17 protein-coding genes are annotated in these 19,149 nt (G+C 41.6%); 15 read left to right on the forward strand and 2 right to left on the reverse strand.

Features of this window, described 5'->3' with window-relative positions; all coding sequences use genetic code 11:
* Positions 1-94 precede the first annotated feature (94 nt).
* From ACESR9_RS02260 to ACESR9_RS02325, 14 genes are all read left to right on the forward strand, one after another.
* Positions 95-841 (forward strand): lysophospholipid acyltransferase family protein, encoded by a 747-nt coding sequence (locus ACESR9_RS02260; RefSeq protein WP_373105328.1) that lies wholly within the window; start codon positions 95-97, stop codon positions 839-841.
* Between the two features lie 66 nt (positions 842-907).
* Positions 908-1,576, forward strand: coding sequence for a helix-hairpin-helix domain-containing protein (locus ACESR9_RS02265; protein WP_070505808.1), 669 nt, complete (start codon positions 908-910; stop codon positions 1,574-1,576).
* Entirely contained in the window at positions 1,557-3,803 is a 2,247-nt protein-coding gene (locus ACESR9_RS02270) for a DNA internalization-related competence protein ComEC/Rec2 (protein WP_373105331.1), read from the forward strand. Before ACESR9_RS02265 ends, ACESR9_RS02270 begins: the two co-directional genes overlap by 20 nt.
* 75 nt (positions 3,804-3,878) lie before the next feature.
* Complete coding sequence (locus ACESR9_RS02275) at positions 3,879-4,481, forward strand: DUF805 domain-containing protein (protein ID WP_049474294.1); 603 nt, start codon at positions 3,879-3,881, stop codon at positions 4,479-4,481.
* Positions 4,482-4,504: 23 nt separating this feature from the next.
* Positions 4,505-5,539, forward strand: coding sequence for a DNA polymerase III subunit delta (gene holA, locus ACESR9_RS02280; protein WP_373105333.1), 1,035 nt, complete (start codon positions 4,505-4,507; stop codon positions 5,537-5,539).
* 88 nt (positions 5,540-5,627) lie between these two features.
* Entirely contained in the window at positions 5,628-6,233 is a 606-nt protein-coding gene (gene sodA, locus ACESR9_RS02285; RefSeq protein ID WP_003006336.1) for a superoxide dismutase SodA, read from the forward strand.
* 210 nt (positions 6,234-6,443) lie between these two features.
* A complete protein-coding gene (locus ACESR9_RS02290; RefSeq protein WP_049472134.1) occupies positions 6,444-7,916 on the forward strand; it encodes a helicase HerA-like domain-containing protein in 1,473 nt (490 codons plus the stop codon).
* Between the two features lie 98 nt (positions 7,917-8,014).
* Positions 8,015-9,082 (forward strand): serine hydrolase, encoded by a 1,068-nt coding sequence (locus ACESR9_RS02295; RefSeq protein ID WP_042760211.1) that lies wholly within the window; start codon positions 8,015-8,017, stop codon positions 9,080-9,082.
* A 159-nt stretch (positions 9,083-9,241) separates the two neighbouring features.
* Positions 9,242-9,931 carry a Crp/Fnr family transcriptional regulator gene (locus tag ACESR9_RS02300; protein WP_373105335.1) on the forward strand — a complete coding sequence of 230 codons (690 nt, stop codon included), beginning with the start codon at positions 9,242-9,244 and terminating at the stop codon, positions 9,929-9,931.
* 236 nt (positions 9,932-10,167) lie between these two features.
* Positions 10,168-11,397, forward strand: coding sequence for an arginine deiminase (gene arcA / locus ACESR9_RS02305; protein WP_003002445.1), 1,230 nt, complete (start codon positions 10,168-10,170; stop codon positions 11,395-11,397).
* A gap of 84 nt (positions 11,398-11,481) precedes the next feature.
* Positions 11,482-12,498 carry an ornithine carbamoyltransferase gene (gene argF, locus ACESR9_RS02310; RefSeq protein WP_003006350.1) on the forward strand — a complete coding sequence of 339 codons (1,017 nt, stop codon included), beginning with the start codon at positions 11,482-11,484 and terminating at the stop codon, positions 12,496-12,498.
* Positions 12,499-12,583: 85 nt separating this feature from the next.
* Positions 12,584-13,528 (forward strand): carbamate kinase, encoded by a 945-nt coding sequence (gene arcC / locus ACESR9_RS02315; RefSeq protein WP_373105339.1) that lies wholly within the window; start codon positions 12,584-12,586, stop codon positions 13,526-13,528.
* 124 nt (positions 13,529-13,652) lie between these two features.
* Positions 13,653-15,167, forward strand: coding sequence for a YfcC family protein (locus ACESR9_RS02320; RefSeq protein WP_049523137.1), 1,515 nt, complete (start codon positions 13,653-13,655; stop codon positions 15,165-15,167).
* 19 nt (positions 15,168-15,186) lie between these two features.
* Complete coding sequence (locus ACESR9_RS02325) at positions 15,187-16,521, forward strand: dipeptidase (RefSeq protein WP_373105341.1); 1,335 nt, start codon at positions 15,187-15,189, stop codon at positions 16,519-16,521.
* A gap of 29 nt (positions 16,522-16,550) precedes the next feature.
* Here ACESR9_RS02325 and ACESR9_RS02330 read toward each other — a convergent pair whose 3' ends face one another.
* Both ACESR9_RS02330 and queA read right to left on the reverse strand, forming a co-directional pair.
* Positions 16,551-17,021, reverse strand: a complete 471-nt coding sequence (locus tag ACESR9_RS02330; protein ID WP_003006364.1) for an arginine repressor — start codon at positions 17,019-17,021, stop codon at positions 16,551-16,553.
* Between the two features lie 11 nt (positions 17,022-17,032).
* Complete coding sequence (gene queA / locus ACESR9_RS02335) at positions 17,033-18,061, reverse strand: tRNA preQ1(34) S-adenosylmethionine ribosyltransferase-isomerase QueA (protein WP_373105344.1); 1,029 nt, start codon at positions 18,059-18,061, stop codon at positions 17,033-17,035.
* A 307-nt stretch (positions 18,062-18,368) separates the two neighbouring features.
* Here queA and ACESR9_RS02340 point away from each other — a divergent pair, with 307 nt between their 5' ends.
* Complete coding sequence (locus tag ACESR9_RS02340; RefSeq protein ID WP_373105347.1) at positions 18,369-19,076, forward strand: glucosamine-6-phosphate deaminase; 708 nt, start codon at positions 18,369-18,371, stop codon at positions 19,074-19,076.
* Positions 19,077-19,149: the final 73 nt, after the last annotated feature.

The following is a 19,149-nucleotide window of genomic DNA, read 5'->3' on the forward strand; positions in this document are numbered from 1 at the left end:
CGGTCAAAATCAGGATACGGTATAATAAGAAAGAACCTTTTACAGGATGGAATATCTTGTAGAGAAACGAATGAAATGGATTTGAGGAACAACTATGTTTTATACCTATTTACGTGGCCTTGTTGCCTTTATTCTGTGGGTTTTAAATGGGAATGCCCATTACCATCATAAGGACAATATTCCAGATCGAAAAGAGAACTACATCTTGGTATCCCCTCACCGAACTTGGTGGGATCCAGTCTATATGGCCTTTGCAACCAAGCCAAAGCAATTTATCTTTATGGCGAAAAAAGAACTCTTTACCAATCGTATTTTTGGCTGGTGGATTCGCATGTGTGGGGCTTTTCCAATCGACCGTGAAAATCCGGGAGCAGAAGCCATTAAGTATCCTGTCAATATGCTGAAAAAGAGCAACCGTTCTTTGATTATGTTCCCAAGTGGAAGTCGTCATTCTCAAGACGTCAAAGGCGGTGTTGCCATCATTGCCAAAATGGCGAAGGTCCGTATCATGCCAGTGACTTATACTGGTCCAAGAGACTTGAAAGGGTTGTCATCGGGTGAACGCATTGATATGAACTTTGGACATCCCATTGATATTTCGGATATTAAAAAGATGAATGACGAAGGAGTGGCAGAAGTTGCCCGCCGTATCCAGGAGGAATTTGATCGCTTGGATGCGGAAGCACAAGCGATCAACACCCCAACAAAACCTTTTATCTTGATTCGTTTGTTAAAAATCCTTTTGATTCCTCTTGTCTTAGTAGTGGGCATCTTGACCTTGCTCTTTAGTTACCTGGCAAGCTTTGTATGGGATCCAGACAAACATCGGAAAAACAAGTAAAAAAACTGAGAGTCTTTCTCAGTTTTTTTTATTTTTACGAATAATAAAAGTGAGAGGAGGTTTCTTATGGAGGATATCATCGAAAAAATCAAAGAATATAAGCTCTTTTTGGCTCTTACAGCTATCGGACTCTTACTTGGAGGGTATTTTCTTTTTCATCGACCTCAGTCAAGTGCATCCACCATACCGGATCTTTATCAGGCTTCGAGTTCAACTTCGAGCAAAGAAAAGGTGCAGACCACTAGTTCCAAAGAAGAAAAGACGACGACTTCTGTGTCTGATGCACCCGAGATCATTACGGTCGATGTCAAAGGAGCCGTCAAACAACCAGGTGTCTATGAGTTGCGCTCCAATAGCAGAGTCCACGATGCTATTTATAAGGCAGGCGGGATGACAGCAGATGCCAATAGCCAATCGGTCAACTTGGCGCAAAAACTCACCGATGAAGCAGTGATCTATGTTGCTAAAGAAGGGGAGGATGTTCCAGCACTTGGGAGTTCAGAAAGTCCTGCAACTTCGTCAGCACCAGCAGAAAAAACAGGCAAGGTCCATTTAAATCGAGCGACCGAATCAGAGCTCCAGACAGTATCAGGCATTGGACAGAAACGTGCCCAGGACATTATCGCCTATCGCGAGGCAAATGGTCCTTTTCGATCAGTGGATGATCTGAAGAATGTTTCAGGAATCGGAGAGAAAACACTGGAGAAACTAAGAGATGCTTTCACGGTGGATTAAAGACCTCCCTTTTTCGCTTGTCCATCTCGCCTTTGTGCTCCTATGGCTGTATTTTAGTATCTATCAACCATCTTGGCTTTCGATCAGCGGTCTAGTAGTAGTGGGAGTTTTAGCGGTTCATCACTATAAAGGGGAGCGCTCAAGTTTGCTAGGGCTTGCTTTAGCAACCCTTTGTTTTGCGGCCTTCTTTGTCTTTCAGCGACTACAGGATCATCCAGTACAAGCAGAAAGTCAGCTGCCACCCCACTTACGCCTGATTCCAGATAGCATCAAGATCAATGGGGACGCCCTGTCTTTTCGTGCTAAAAATCAGGGTAGGACCTACCAAGTCTTTTATACTTTAAAATCAGAAAAAGAAAAACAACAGTGGCAAAGTCAAACTCATTTGTTGGAGTTGACGTATAAAGGTGATATAGAAGAGCCAGAAGGGCAGCGAAATTTTAGAGGATTTGACTACCGGTCTTATTTGCAAACACAGGGGATTCACTATCAAATAAAAATTGAGGCGATCCAATCCGCGCTTCCCATCCAAACTTGGAATGTTTTTGACTGGCTATCTCAATGGAGGCGCCAAGCTATTGTTTGGAGCAAGGAGCACTTTCCGCAGCCGATGAACCAGTATATGACCGGCCTTCTTTTTGTCTATTTAGATACGGATTTTGAAGAGATGGACCAGCTTTACACGAGTTTAGGAATCATCCATTTATTCGCCTTATCTGGGATGCAGGTTGGCTTTTTCATCAATGGGATCCGGAAAGCTCTCTTACGTCTAGGAATCTTGCAAGAGACAGTCGATATCTGGATGGTTCCAATTTCTTTGGTCTATGCTGGCTTGACAGGTTTTTCTGTTTCAGTGGTTCGTAGCCTCTTGCAGAAGATCCTCTCTCAAAAGGGGGTCCGAGGGATGGAGAATATGGCGATGACCTTGATGCTCTTAATGCTGCTTGTGCCCAAGTTTCTCCTGACAGCTGGAGGGGTTTTGAGTTGTGCCTATGCCTTTATTTTGACCTTGGTAGATACCAGTTCTTATTCCGGACTGAAAAAGCTACTAGTGGAAAGTTTCTGGATTAGCCTGGGGATTTTGCCCCTTTTGACCTATTACTTTAGTGTCTTTCAACCCTGGTCACTCCCTTTAACCTTCCTCTTTTCTTTCTTATTTGATCTTGTCCTTCTTCCAGGTTTAACGGTGCTATTTATCTTATCGATTCTAAAGCCCCTTACAATTTTTAACAGTTTCTTTCTTCTTATAGAGGAGTGTATTCGTTGGATTTCAAAGCTCACGTCGCTACCTTTGGTATTTGGTCAGCCGACGGGACCAGCTCTGATCGCTCTCTTCCTTCTTTTAGGGATCTTGTATGATCTTCGAAAGCAAAAAAAACGTCGTTTCCTGTTAATAGGCATGATTCTACTCATCTTTTGTTGGACCAAGCATCCTTTAGAAAATGAGATTACCATGGTGGATATCGGTCAAGGAGACAGTATCTTTTTACGCGATTGGAAAGGAAGAACCATATTGATTGATGTCGGAGGACGCGTCACTTTTAAAAGTGGAGACAAGTGGCAAGAGCGCAGTCAATCTGCCAATGCGGATCAAACCCTGATTCCTTATCTCAAGAGTCGAGGTGTTGGAAAACTCGATGCTTTGGTCTTGACTCATACAGACCAGGACCATATGGGCGATATGGTGGAGGTTGCCAAACAAATCCCAGTTAAAAAAGTGTATGTCAGTCCAGGCAGTCTCACCAATTCTCAATTTCGAGAGAAATTGAAACTGCTTCATAGTCCGATTAAAGTAGTCCAGAGAGGGGATCAACTTCCTATTTTTGATGATCATCTAGAAGTCTTATCCCCTGATGAAGTGGGGGATGGTAAAAATGATGATTCGATTGTCCTCTATGGGCAGTTCTTTCAGAAACGATTTTTGTTCACGGGTGATTTGGAAGAAGCTGGAGAGAAAAAACTATTGAAAAACGATCCACAATTACAAGTAGATGTCTTGAAAGTAGGCCACCACGGTTCTAAAGGTTCCTCTAGTGATATGTTTTTAGATCAGTTACATCCTCAGTTGGCCTTGATCTCTGTTGGAAAGAAAAATCGCTACCAACATCCCCATAAAGAATTGCTCGATCGTCTAGAGGAACGCTCTATTTCTTATCTTCGTACCGATGAAAGGGGAGCAATTCGCTTGATTGGGTGGGACCATTGGAGGGTAGAAACGGTCCGCTAGAGACGAGGAGAGGTTTGCTTTCTATGCTGAAAATTGCTATTATAGAAAGTGAAATCAATGTAAAGGTAGAATCGTATGAACGCATTTAAGCAATTTTGGATACAGTATGCAGATTTTTCAAGTAAGACCAGTCGGGCCCATTTTTGGCTAGCTTTTTTCTGGAATTCCCTGATTTCTTTGCCTCTTTGGGTTTTTTACATCGTGACCTCTTTATCCCATCAAAATGCTCAAGAAACGCTCAATTTTTCAACTGTTCATTCTAAGACAGGTTTATGGGCGCTCGCTTTCTTAGCATTCTTTTACTTCCTCATTTTAGTACCCAGTCAAGCCATTTGTGTACGTCGCTTGCGGGATGCGGGAATCCATTGGTCTTGGATCTTTTTGAACCTTGGTCCGGTTCTGCTCTATTTGTTGACGGGGCTAGATATTTTCCTATTTCTTTGGGGGATTACAGTTATTTCTCTCTTGATTCTCATGATGCTTCCAGGGAAAAACACCTTCCCACAACCAGTAGAAACTCCTATGGGAGTGGCTTCTGAACCACAGGTCACAGCGACAGGGGGGAGCTTTGGCGGCAACTCGTTTGAGCAAATTCCAAATTTTGTAGCAGCACCTGATTTGTCTGATGAAAAACCACCATTGGAACAAAAAATGGCTGCTGAACACGAAATACACTAGACTGATAGAGATAAGAGAGTTTCATGCAAGCAATTACCGACATTAAACATCTGACGGTTCAAACTCTGCCTCCTATTCTTGTCTTGACGGGTGAGGATATAGGTCAATTTGAATGGTTAAAAAAAGACATTTTAAAAAAAATAGGCTATGATCCCTCAGATTTGAATTATTCTTATTTTGATATGAAGGAAGCCTCCTATGCTGAAGTCGAGCTGGATTTGGTCAGTCTTCCCTTTTTTGCAGATGAAAAAATCGTGATTTTGGATCACTTATTGGATCTGACCACTGCCAAAAAACGCAATTTAACCGATGAAGATCTGAAGCAATTTGAAAACTATCTGGAAAACCCTTCTGAATCGACCCGTTTGGTGATATTTGCAGAAGGAAAATTAGATAGTAAGCGTCGCTTGGTCAAACTCCTAAAACGGGATGCCCAAATCATTGAAGCGACCACTCCTAAAGAGCAAGATTTAAAGCGTTATTTTTCTGGTCAGGCGCAAGAATTGGGCTTACACTTTGTTGGCGATTCCTTGGACCAGTTGCTCTTAAAATCTGGCTATGATTTTGGAGAGTTACAGAAGAATCTCACTCTATTGCAGGCTTATAAAGAAGATGGTCAGATTACCCTCCAAGATATCGAGGAGGTTGTTCCAAAGTCCTTGCAAGATAATATTTTTGATCTGACACAGATGATTCTCAAACGCCAAATCGATCAAGCCCGGAATTTGGTTAAGGATCTTCGCTTACAAGGAGAAGATGAAATAAAATTGATCGCTATTTTGTTGGGGCAATTCCGAATGTTTTCTCAAGTTAAAATTTTCTCAGAAGAAGGCCAATCCGAAAGCCAAATTGTAGCGAGCTTGTCGGACTTGTCAGGACGCAAGGTCAATCCTTATCAGGTGAAGTTTGCCTTACGGGATAGCCGCAGGCTTACTCTGTCCTTTTTGAAGCAAGCTATGATGACCTTCATCGAGACGGATTATGCGATTAAAAGTGGAACATATGAAAAAGACTACTTATTTGATTTGGCCCTGTTGAAAGTAGCGAATAGCGTCTAACGATGAATGAAATCGCAAGCAGATTAGTTGAATAATTTAGCTGTTTGCGTTATCATCAAGTCAGTAATAAAGAAAAGAGGACCATAAAATGGCTATCATTTTACCAGAATTACCATATGCTTATGATGCATTGGAACCTTATATCGATGAAGAAACCATGCATTTGCACCATGATAAACACCATCAAACATATGTAAACAATGTGAATGCAGCTCTTGAAAAACATCCTGAAATTGGAGAAGACCTTGAAAGCTTGTTAGCTGATGTTGAATCCATTCCAGCTGATATTCGCCAAGCTGTGATCAACAATGGTGGTGGTCATTTGAACCACGCTCTTTTCTGGGAATTGATGACTCCAGAACAAACAGCTCCTTCAGCAGAACTTGCTGCAGCGATTGATGCTACATTTGGTTCATTTGAAGACTTCAAAGCAGCCTTCACAGCAGCAGCAACGACACGTTTTGGTTCTGGCTGGGCATGGTTGGTTGTCAACAAAGAAGGCAAACTCGAAGTGACTTCAACAGCAAACCAAGATACACCAATCTCTGAAGGTAAAACACCAATCCTTGGTTTGGATGTTTGGGAACATGCTTACTACGTGAAATACCGTAACGTACGCCCTGACTACATCAAAGCTTTCTTCTCAGTGATCAACTGGAATAAAGTGAATGAATTGTTTGCAGCAGCAAAATAATAAAATGAAGGAATCTATAAGAGCAAGTATTGGCTCTTATAGATTTTTTTATGTGCATCCGAAAAATTGGAGTATAATTTCTTGCGTTTGGTCAGGAAAATGATACACTAGTAGGAGTGTGTCTTACTTGTCTGAAGCCTGGTTTGAAGGGCCTAGGCAAGGAAAAGATAAACCTTAAAATGAAAACTGAAACATTCAGGGAGAAATGAAATGACTAGTATTACCATTACTAAAGGAGCCGTTGAGACGCCTATCTATTTGCGGATGTTAAATCGTCATGGCTTGATTGCAGGTGCAACTGGAACAGGAAAAACGGTTACGCTCAAGGTTCTAACAGAAAAATTAAGCAAAGAAGGCATTCCGGTCTTTCTAGCTGATATCAAGGGAGATTTATCTGGCTTAGCCAAAGCTGGGCAATGGACACCAAAATTGGAAGAACGCTACAAGCTTCTTGGGATCACAGATCCGTTTGAGCCACAAGCCTTCCCTGTTCGATTGTGGGATGTCTTTGGTCAAGCTGGTCATCCTGTTCGGGCGACTGTCGAAGGGATGGGGTCATTGCTTCTTTCTCGTCTGCTTGATTTGAATGAAACCCAATCAGGAATTCTCGCAATTGTCTTTAAAGTGGCCCAAGAGAAAGATTGGCCCTTGATTGATTTGAAGGACCTGCAAAGCCTTTTAAAGGAAGTCTATGAACACAGTTCAGACTATTCGGCCCAATATGGCAATATCACCAAACAATCTGTCGGAGCCATCCAAAGAAGTCTCTTGGTTCTTGAAGAAGAAGGAGCAGACCAATTTTTCGGAGAGCCCGCACTTGATTTAAATGACTTCATGCAACTCGATGCATCTGGTCGTGGTTATATCAATATTCTTTCGGCTACAAAGCTCTTTCATTCACCAAAATTGTACTCAACCTTTTTGATTTGGATGCTGTCTCGTCTTTTTGAAACACTTCCAGAGGTTGGAGATCCTGAAAAGCCAAAATTGGTCTTCTTCTTTGATGAAGCGCATCTTCTCTTTAAGGATGCAAGCAAGCTCTTTCTTGAGAAGGTCGAACAAGTGGTACGCCTGATTCGTTCGAAGGGTGTAGGGATTTATTTTATTACCCAAAATCCTCAAGACCTTCCAGAATCTGTTTTGGCACAGCTTGGAAATCGTGTTCAGCATGCACTTCGGGCATATACACCCAAAGAAATGAAGGCGATTAAGGTTGCTGCCCAAAGTTTTCGTCCGAATCCAGATTTTGATACAGAAACAGTGATCACAGAATTAGGGACAGGGGAAGCCTTGGTTTCTTTCCTGAATGAGAAGGGGCAACCTAGTGTGGTTGAGCGTGCTTACATTCTCTCTCCTCAATCGAGTTTTGACCTCTTAAATGAGAGTGAACAATTGGCCTTGATCACAACATCGCCTTTCCATCAAAAGTATGCGACGACGATTGATCGGGAATCTGCCTATGAAAAATTAGCAGCTAAAGCAAGTAAGGAAGCACAAGAAAAAGAGCAAAAAGAAGCAGAAAAGGAAGAGGCTGCAGCAGATAAGGCAGCTCAAAAACGCAGTCCAGGTCGCCCAAGAAAATCCAGTCTTGAAAAAGCCAAGGATTCCTTCTTGAGTTCCTTATTCCGGACGATTGCGCGTGAGATTGCTAAGCTAATTATGGGCTCCTTTAAACGGAAATAAGCCTTTGATGAAAAGAAATAAACTTTTTAAAAAGAAACCGTTTTCTCTTTCTGATAATTCTTGTTATTTTCAGTAGAATCTTTTATAATTAATCTCGTATGAAAAAATATTTTAATCTACGCTCGATCATGATTGCGGTCAGTATTTTATTGTGCTTAGTGGGAACAAGCGCACTGGGCTACTTGCATGTTACGCAACCAACAGCATCAGCAATTGAAAAAAAAGCAAAGAAAACAAAAGAAGCAAAAGAACAAGATATCGAAAAGTCTACCCCTGAGACGAAAAAACCGCGTGTCAAATCTCCTGAAGCTAAGCAAGCAGTAGTAGATGCAGACATGGAAACGATGAGTGCTTATGGCCTTGTCTATGATTATGCTAATAAAGGCTTGGTAGAGGTTGTTCAGGATTTCCTAGCAGAAAGTGGAATTGATCCGTCACAAGTTGCCTTCACGTATCGCAATGCCATTACAGGAGAGCAATTTGCCATGAATGATCTTCAACCAATGACGGCAGGTAGTACCTATAAGCTACCCTTGAACATGTTGGTGGTGGATGAAGTCGCAAAGGGCAAACTGAATTTAACAGACCGGTTTGACATTACCAACACCTACTATGAATATGTAGGGGAGCATGACAATTACGTTGCTGCCTTTGATGGAGCTATGTCTATCCCTGATATGCAGCGCTATTCATTGGTTTACTCTGAAAATACCCCAGCCTATGCTTTGGCAGATCGTTTAGGGGGGATGGAGCAAGCGCGCAAGTTATTCAGTCGTTATGGTCAATCCCGTTCACCAGAAGTCAAAACCTTTAGCGAAGATAATAAAACGACAACGGATTATTACATCCATGTCTTGGAATATCTTTGGAATCATCAAGAAAAATATGCAGATTTACTAGAACTGATCGGGGAGTCTTTCCCAGGTGAATACTATAAAAAATTCTTGCCAGATTTGGTGATTCAACAAAAACCAGGTTATGTTGCGGAAGCACTTAATGTGGATGCGATTGTCCATGAATCGACTCCTTATTTAGTTGCCATCTACACTGCAGGACTTGGAGGTACGACTCCAGAAAGTTCTGAAATCAGTGGCGTTGGTCTTTATCAATTAGGGCAACTGGCTTATGTTATCAATGAATGGCATCGTGTCAATATGAATGAATAATCGACAAAAGGTCTGAGCAAAACTCAGACCTTTTCTTCTAACAAAATATCATGAAAATGACTTGGTGTTTCGAATCACTTTTCTGTTCTAAAGAGACTTCTTTCCCTTTTCTATAAAAAGTATGTTATACTAATAATAGTAATAAGAGGAAGTATAGACATGATTACAAAGGAAGATTACCAGTTGCTCCGCTCGCATCCAGCCTTTTCTGCGCTACCAGTGGAGCTATTTGATAAATTAGCTGTTGAAATTCATGCCAGGGATATCCCTAAAGGACAAATTTTATTTTATGCAGGAGATAGGCGGGAGCGCATTTTTCTTCTGGCAAAAGGCTTTGCCCGTATTGAGCAATTTGATTCGTCGGACCAATTCTCCTATATGGATTATATAAAGAAGGGGGCTCTGTTCCCTTATGGTGGGATGTTCCAGGATGAGCGTTACCACTATACAGCTAGTGCGGTGACGGATTTGCGTTGTTTCGTGATTCCCGTCAATCTCTATGAATTATATGCCCAAGAGAGTAAGGAGCAGTTGCTCTTTATTATGAGAAAGCTCTCCTCCATCCTAGAATTTCAAGAGTTGCGCTTGCGCAATGTCGTGACAGCTAGTGCCAGTGAGCGTGTGATTCAATCCTTAGCCATTCTGTGCAAGGACTATGAAAGCCTTGGAAATCAACTTCCATTTCCAATTAGTATGAAGGAAATGGCCAAATTAGCAGCCACAACCCGAGAAACCGTCAATCAAGTTTTAAAGAAACTCATCGATTCTCGTAAGATCCAGTATGAGAGAAAACAACTAACTTTTCTAGATACAGCCTACTTTTTAAAGAGTTTTGAAGAGATCAACTAATTTGTTGATCTTTTTTATTTTTTTACAAAAAAATATATATTCATAAAAATAATATAAAAGGCAAAATATGCAAAGAAAACGCTTCATATTAACTAAAATCTAAATAACATTCAAAAAAATGCCAAATTCTTTGCATTCAAAAAGCAGAATCCTTTGTGAAAGCGGTATCATTAAAGACTATAATAACAAATGTAATAAGCTTGTGAACAAGCTCAAAGAAAAAAGGAGGATGACAGATGTCAACTAAACCAATTCATGTTTTCTCAGAAATTGGAAAACTGAAAAAAGTAATGTTGCACCGTCCAGGTAAAGAGTTGGAAAACTTGATGCCTGACTATCTAGAGCGTCTTCTTTTTGATGATATTCCATTCTTGGAAGATGCACAAAAAGAACACGACAATTTTGCTCAAGCGCTTCGTAACGAAGGAATCGAAGTACTTTATCTTGAAAAATTGGCAGCTGAGTCATTGACTACTCCAGAAATTCGCGAACAATTCATCGAAGAATATCTTGATGAAGCAAACATTCGTGGACGCCAAACTAAAAACGCTATTCGCGAAATCCTTCGTGGTATTGAAGACAACCAAGAATTGGTTGAAAAAACAATGGCTGGTTTCCAAAAAGCTGAGCTTCCAGAAATTCCTGAAGCTGACAAAGGCTTGACAGACCTTGTCGAATCTGACTACCCATTTGCGATTGATCCAATGCCAAACTTGTACTTCACACGTGACCCATTTGCTACAATTGGGAATGCAGTATCATTGAACCACATGTATGCTGATACACGTAACCGTGAAACTTTGTATGGTAAATATATCTTCAAATATCACCCAGTATATGGTGGTAATGTAGAATTGGTATACAACCGTGAAGAAGATACTCGTATCGAAGGTGGGGACGAATTGGTCCTTTCTAAAGATGTCTTGGCAGTTGGTATCTCACAACGTACAGATGCTGCATCAATTGAAAAATTGTTGGTAAACATCTTCAAGAAGAACGTTGGCTTCAAGAAAGTATTGGCCTTCGAATTTGCGAACAACCGTAAATTCATGCACTTGGATACAGTATTCACAATGGTGGACTACGATAAATTCACAATCCACCCAGAAATCCAAGGCAACCTTCGCGTCTTCTCTGTAACATATGAAAATGAAGCATTGAAGATTGTTGAAGAAAAAGGGGATTTGGCTGAATTGCTTGCTGAAAACCTTGGTGTTGAAAAAGTTACATTGATCCCTTGTGGTGATGGCAATGTGGTTGCAGCTGCTCGTGAACAATGGAACGACGGTTCAAATACTCTTACAATCGCACCTGGTGTGGTAGTTGTATACGACCGTAACACAGTCACAAACAAGAAATTAGAAGAATACGGACTTCGTTTGATTAAGATCCGCGGAAGTGAATTGGTTCGCGGTCGTGGTGGACCTCGTTGTATGTCGATGCCATTTGAACGTGAAGAAATCTAATAGAGAAGACCGGGAGCTGGTCTTTGGGGATCAGCTCTTCCTTCTTACTGATCAATACTAGAAAGAAAATAGGAGACAAATAGAATGACAAATTCAGTGTTCCAAGGACGTAGCTTCTTGGCAGAAAAAGACTTTACACGTGCAGAGTTAGAATACCTTATCGGACTTTCAGCTCACTTGAAAGACCTTAAAAAACGCAACATTGAACACCACTATCTTGCTGGTAAAAACATTGCGCTTTTGTTTGAAAAAACTTCAACTCGTACTCGTGCTGCCTTCACAACAGCAGCTATCGACCTTGGTGCTCACCCAGAATACCTAGGTGCAAACGACATCCAACTTGGTAAAAAAGAATCTACAGAAGATACTGCTAAAGTTCTTGGACGTATGTTTGACGGTATTGAATTCCGTGGTTTCAGCCAACGTATGGTTGAAGAATTGGCTGAATTCTCAGGTGTTCCAGTATGGAATGGTTTGACTGACGAATGGCACCCAACTCAAATGCTTGCAGACTACTTGACAGTTCAAGAAAACTTTGGACGTTTGGAAGGTTTGACACTTGTATACTGTGGTGATGGACGTAACAACGTAGCGAACAGCCTTCTTGTAACAGGTGCTATCCTTGGTGTGAACGTACACATCTTCTCACCAAAAGAACTCTTCCCAGAAAAAGAAATCGTTGAATTGGCAGAAGGATTTGCAAAAGAAAGTGGCGCTCATATCTTGATCACTGAAGATGCTGACGAAGCTGTGAAAGGTGCAGATGTACTTTACACTGACGTTTGGGTATCAATGGGTGAAGAAGACAAATTTGCAGAACGTGTTGCCCTTTTGAAACCTTACCAAGTAAACATGGATTTGATTAAGAAAGCTGATAACGAAGACTTGATCTTCTTGCACTGCTTGCCAGCCTTCCACGATACAAATACTGTTTACGGTAAAGACGTTGCTGAAAAATTCGGCGTAGAAGAAATGGAAGTTACTGACGAAGTGTTCCGCAGCAAATATGCTCGTCACTTTGACCAAGCTGAAAACCGTATGCACACCATCAAAGCGGTTATGGCAGCTACTCTTGGTAACTTGTACATTCCAAAAGTTTAAGACTTTATAACCGTATACCAACAGCTATAGGGGCTGGACTGCTAGCTTTAGTCCTGCCCCTATTTTTTATAGAAAGGGAAAACTTATGTCAAGAAAAATCGTCGTTGCTTTGGGAGGAAATGCTATTCTATCATCTGATCCTTCTGCTCAAGCTCAACAAGAAGCGCTTGTAGAAACAGCAAAACACTTAGTCAAATTAATTAAAAATGGGGATGACTTGATCATCACTCACGGAAATGGTCCTCAAGTAGGGAACCTCTTGCTCCAACACTTGGCAGCAAACTCTGAAAAGAACCCTGCTTTCCCACTTGATTCATTAGTTGCAATGACCGAAGGAAGCATTGGCTACTGGCTTCAAAATGCTCTTCAAAATGCTCTTCTTGAAGAAGGAATCGAAAAAGACGTGGCTTCTGTTGTGACACAAGTCGTTGTTGATAAGAACGACCCAGCTTTTGTCAACCTCAGCAAACCAATCGGTCCATTCTACTCAGAAGAAGAAGCAAAAGCAGAAGCTGAAAAATCAGGAGCAACTTTCAAAGAAGATGCTGGCCGTGGCTGGCGTAAAGTTGTGGCTTCACCAAAACCAGTGGATATCAAAGAAATCAATACCATCCGTACTTTGTTGAACGACGGTCAAGTCGTTGTAGCTGCCGGTGGTGGCGGTATCCCAGTTGTGAAAGAAGCAGATGGTAGCCTATCTGGTGTTGAAGCTGTCATCGATAAAGACTTCGCCTCTCAACGTTTGGCTGAATTAGTAGAAGCAGACCTCTTCATCGTTTTGACTGGTGTCGATTATGTCTTTGTGAACTATAACAAACCAGACCAAGCAAAATTGGAACATGTTAATGTGGCTCAATTGGAAGAATACATCAAACAAGACCAATTTGCACCAGGAAGCATGCTTCCTAAAGTGGAAGCTGCCATTGCCTTCGTCAATGGTCGCCCAGAAGGAAAAGCAGTTATTACATCACTTGAAAACCTTAGCGCTTTAATTGAGTCTGAAAGTGGAACAATCATCCAAAAAGACTAATGAAAAATTAGGAAAAAACTAGTATTTTAAAGCTTATTGTGATAGAATAAATCTATAGGTAAGCGTTTTACAAGAGACTCTTGTAAAACATCACTCACACTTTGTTGCGTTAGGAGGAAGACAAATGAGTGAAAAAGCTAAAAAAGGGTTTAAGATGCCTTCATCTTATACCGTATTGTTGATCATCATTGCTATTATGGCAGTGTTGACTTGGATTATCCCAGCTGGAGCTTTTGTGGATGGTGTTTATAAGTCACAACCGCAAAATCCTCAAGGGATTTGGGATGTCTTGATGGCTCCTGTTCGTGCCATGCTAGGAACAACACCTGAAAAAGGTTCGTTGATTAAAGAAACTAGTGCGGCGATTGATGTAGCCTTCTTCATCTTAATGGTTGGTGGTTTCCTTGGTGTTGTCAATGAAACTGGGATGCTAGACACTGGTATTGCTTCCATCGTGAAGAAATACAAAGGTCGCGAAAAAATGTTGATTTTGGTTCTTATGCCTTTGTTTGCTCTTGGTGGTACAACGTATGGTATGGGTGAAGAAACCATGGCTTTCTATCCTCTCCTTGTGCCAGTTATGATGGCCGTTGGATTTGATAGTTTGACTGGGGTAGCCATTATCTTGCTCGGTTCACAGATTGGATGTTTGGCATCTACCTTGAACCCATTTGCAACAGGTATCGCATCTTCAACTGCAGGTGTTGGTCTTGGTGAAGGTATCATCCTTCGTTTGATTTTCTGGGTTGTCTTAACTGGTCTTAGCACTTGGTTTGTTTACAAGTATGCAGATAAGATCCAAAAAGACCCAACCAAATCTCTCACCTATGCAACTCGTGATGAAGATATGAAATTCTTCAATGTTGGTGAAGATGATGAAAATGTTAATTCAACTCTTTCAAAGAAACAAAAACAAGTCTTTGTACTCTTTGTTTTGACCTTTGTCTTGATGGTCTTGAGTTTCATTCCTTGGAATGATCTCCATGTTACTATTTTCAGTGACTTTAATACTTGGTTAACAGGCCTTCCAGTAGTTGGTAAGATTGTTGGTACTTCAACTCAAGCTCTCGGTTCATGGTACTTCCCTGAAGGAGCAATGCTCTTTGCCTTTATGGGTATTTTAATCGGTATTGTTTACGGATTGAAAGAAGAAAAAATTATTTCATCCTTCATGAATGGTGCAGCTGACCTCTTGAGTGTTGCTCTTATCGTAGCAATCGCTCGTGGTATCCAAGTCATCATGAACAACGGTATGATCACTGATACTATCTTGAACTGGGGTAAAGAAGGACTCAGTGGACTTTCATCTCAAGTTTTCATCGTCTTGACTTACATTTTCTACTTGCCAATGTCATTCTTGATCCCATCATCATCTGGTCTTGCCAGCGCGACAATGGGTATCATGGCTCCTCTTGGAGAATTCGTACATGTACGTCCTAGCTTGATCATCACTGCCTACCAATCAGCATCTGGTGTCTTGAACTTGATCGCACCAACTTCTGGTATTGTAATGGGAGCTCTTGCTCTTGGACGCATCAACATTGCTACTTGGTGGAAATTCATGGCAAAACTTGTCGTTGCTATCATTGTAGTAACAATTGTTCTCCTTCTTCTTGGAACCTTCGTTCCATTCCTATAAGAAGTGAGTGAGGTGTTTCATGAAAAATAGAATTAAGGACGATGTGAAAGAGCAGTATTTAAACTCGCTTCAAACCATCATTTCTTACCCTTCTGTATTAAATGAAGGGGAAAATGGAACACCGTTTGGACAAGCTATCCAAGATGTCCTAGAAAAAACCTTAGAGCTTGCTCGAGAATTAGGTTTTCAAACATATATAGATCCTGAAGGATACTATGGATATGCAGAGATCGGTCAGGGGGAAGAACTCCTGGCCGTTCTTTGTCACTTGGATGTTGTTCCAGCCGGTGATTTACAAGATTGGCAAACGCCACCTTTTGAAGCGACTATTGTCGGTGATTATTTAGTAGGTCGTGGTGTGCAGGATGATAAGGGTCCGTCCCTCGCTGCCCTCTATGCAGTTAAGAGTTTATTGGATGATGGCATCCAGTTTACCAAACGAATCCGCTTTATCTTTGGGACGGATGAAGAAACCTTGTGGCGCTGTATGAACCGCTACAACCAAATTGAAGAGCAAGCAGATCTAGGATTTGCACCGGATTCCTCTTTCCCATTAACCTATGCTGAAAAAGGCTTATTACAAGTGAAATTGCATGGTCCAGGTTGGGATGATCTTCCTTTACAAGCTGGTCAGGCCCTCAATGTTGTTCCAGACAAGGCGACCTATGCTGGTCATCGTTTGGAAGAGTTGCTTCCTATTTTGGATCAAAGTGGGGTTCAGTATAGCCAAACAGAAAATTCTGTAACGGTTTTGGGTGTTTCCAAGCACTCTAAAGATGCGGCTGAAGGAGTGAATGCCATTGTCGGTTTAGCGGAAAGTTTATCCCTCATTCAACCCCATCCAGCCTTGCTCTTTATCGCAGATGCTGTTGGTGAAGACGCGACAGGAGCAGCTCTCTTCGGTGAAATCAAAGATGAACCAAGTGGAGATCTTTCCTTCAATCTTGCGACCCTTGTGATCGATCAAGAACAATCGGAAATCGGAATTGATATTCGGATCCCCGTCTTAGCAGACAAGGATGCCTTGGTAGCTCGTTTGCGAGAAATTGCAGCTAGTTATCAGTTGGAATATGAAGAGTTTGATTATTTAGCTCCTTTATATGTTCCTTTGGATAGTCCTTTAGTCAGCTCTTTGATGGCCGTCTATCAGGAAGAAACAGGTGATAAGATGCCAGCTATGTCTTCTGGTGGTGCGACATTTGCGCGGACCATGGGAAATTGTGTCGCTTTTGGGGCTCTTTTCCCAGGTGCAGAGCAGACCGAGCACCAAGCCAATGAACGAGCAAAAATTGACGATCTCTACGCTGCGATGGAAATCTATCGAGAAGCCATTCAACGCTTAGCCACAACATAAAAAGTTTGGAAACTTGGTTTCCAAACTTTTTATTTACTAAAGAAGAAGGGTGGGGTGAATTCTTTTAATTTTTCAAAGCAATCCAAAGCTCCTTGGTTGTCTTCGCAAATAACCAAACAGACATCGTCTCCACAGATGGTAGCTACAATTTCTTGGAGTTCCAATGCATCTAAGATAGCTCCAAAGGATTGGGCAAGACCTGGAAGAGTTTTTACAACGACCTGGTTTTGAACCGGCCGCAACATGACTAAGGCATCTTCCATATACATCCGCAGGCGCTTTTCCCAACGGGAAGGAGCAATCGTATTCATGGCATAGTAGGAACTATCCCCCTCGTTAATTTTTACCAGATTCAAGGATTTGACATCCCGTGAAAGGGTAGACTGGGTAACGAGAACGCCATTGGCTTCTAAGGCTTCTTGAAGTTCTTGCTGGGTATGAATCCTACGCTCAGAAATGATCGAGCGGATCAAGCGGTGGCGGCTTTCAATTTTATTCATGAGAGACTCCTTTACTTGATGAACATAGCATCCCCAAAACTGAAGAAACGGTAGCGTTCTTGAATCGCATGGTGATAGGCTTCTAGGGTTAATTCACGACCGGCAAAGGCAGAAACCAACATGACCAGAGTTGATTTTGGAAGGTGGAAGTTAGTTGAAAAGGCGTCGACGACTTTCCATTCATAACCTGGTTTGATAAAGATATTGGTCCAACCTGAATCGGCTTGGATGTCTCCATCAAATTTGTTGCCAATTGTTTCAAGGGTTCGAATAGAAGTCGTTCCAACAGCTACGATGCGTTTCCCTGCAGCTTTTACCTGACGAAGGGTAGTAGCAGCCTCTTCAGAAAGTTGGTAAAATTCAGAGTGCATCTCATGGTCTTCAAGATTGTCCACAGATACTGGACGGAAGGTTCCTAGGCCCACATGAAGGGTCAAATAGACCAGGTGAACCCCTTTGGCTTCAATCTTTTGGAGCAATTCTTGGGTGAAATGAAGACCTGCCGTTGGAGCTGCAGCAGAACCATTTTCTTTGGCGTAAACGGTTTGGTAGCGCTCGCGGTCAGCAAGCTTTTCGTGAATATAGGGAGGAAGTGGCATTTCACCAAGGCTTTCCAAAACTTCTAAAAAGATCCCTTGGTAGTGGAAGCGAACGATACGGCCTCCGTGCTCCAATTCTTCCTCGACAGTTGCGGTCAAACGACCATCTCCGAAGCTGACTGTGGCCCCTACCTTTAAGCGTTTTGCAGGTTTTGCCAAGACTTCCCAACAGTCATCTTGAGTATTTTTAAGGAGAAGGAATTCGACGTGACCACCTGTTTCTGGTTTGACTCCATGAAGACGGGCAGGGAGCACGCGCGTATTGTTCATGACAAGAGCATCTCCTGGCTCCAATTCATCCAAAATTGCATCAAAATGACGGTCTTGGAATTGCCCTGTTTTTCGATCGAGGATCAAAAGTTTAGAGGCATCTCGTTTTTCAAGAGGGGTTTGGGCAATCAGTTCTTCAGGCAAATCAAAGTCAAAATCGTTGGTATTCATTTGCGCTCCTTTTATAATAAATTTGTGAGTAGATAGATGGTAGTCCCGACAGCTAAGAGCATCAGGCAGATTCCCATCAAAAAGATCAGGACCTTGAGAATCTTTCTTTGATGAATCAAGAAAGATAAGAGAAAGACAAGGAGTCCGATCAAAAAAATGATGAATAATAGTGATACAATCATACCTTTCATTATATCACGAATCGACTTGAAAATGAAAAAAATGCCAGAAAAAGATAGCGGTTTCACTTGACAAAAATTGGTCTATACCATATAATAAAAGCATAGAGAAATAGGAGGTCTATCCAATGAAAATTATTGAAGTAAAGGACCAAATTGAGGGTGGAAAAGTTGCCTTTGATATATTAAAAGAAACCTTAAAGGAAGGTGCTCAAACCTTAGGTCTTGCGACTGGAAGCAGTCCCCTTGAGTTTTATAAACAAATTCGTGAAAGTGATTTGGATCTGTCTAATCTAATCAGTGTGAACTTAGATGAATACGTAGGGTTGACGGGAGATGATCCTCAATCTTATCGGTATTTCATGGAGAAAAACCTCTTTGATGCCAAACCATTCAAAGAAAGTTATCTCCCATCGGGTGTAGAAGAATCTGCCGATCAAGAAGTGATCCGTTATAACAAAATACTCGAAGACCATCCAGTGGATCTTCAGATCTTGGGTATCGGACGCAATGGGCATATCGGTTTTAATGAGCCAGGGACATCCTTTGATAGTCAGACCCACTTAGTTCAGTTGGATGCCTCTACCATTGAAGCTAATTCTCGTTTCTTTGATAAGATCGAAGATGTACCAACCCAAGCTATTTCGATGGGGATTGCCAATATCTTAGCTGCGAAATCAATTGTCTTGTTTGCTTATGGGGAATCAAAAGCCCAAGCGATCAAAGGTACAGTAGAGGGTGAAAGGACAGAAAAAGTGCCAGCTAGTGCCCTTCAAGGACATCCAAATGTGACTATTATTGCGGATAAGGAAGCTTTGAGCTTGTTAAGTCAATAAAAAACAGGACCTATCGCCGATTTATTCGGGCCAGATAGGTTTTTTTCTGCTTCAAAGTATGGTACAATACAAG

Origin of the sequence: Streptococcus parasanguinis, assembly GCF_964238605.1 — a bacterium.
Taxonomy (GTDB): Bacteria; Bacillota; Bacilli; order Lactobacillales; family Streptococcaceae; genus Streptococcus; species Streptococcus parasanguinis_AJ.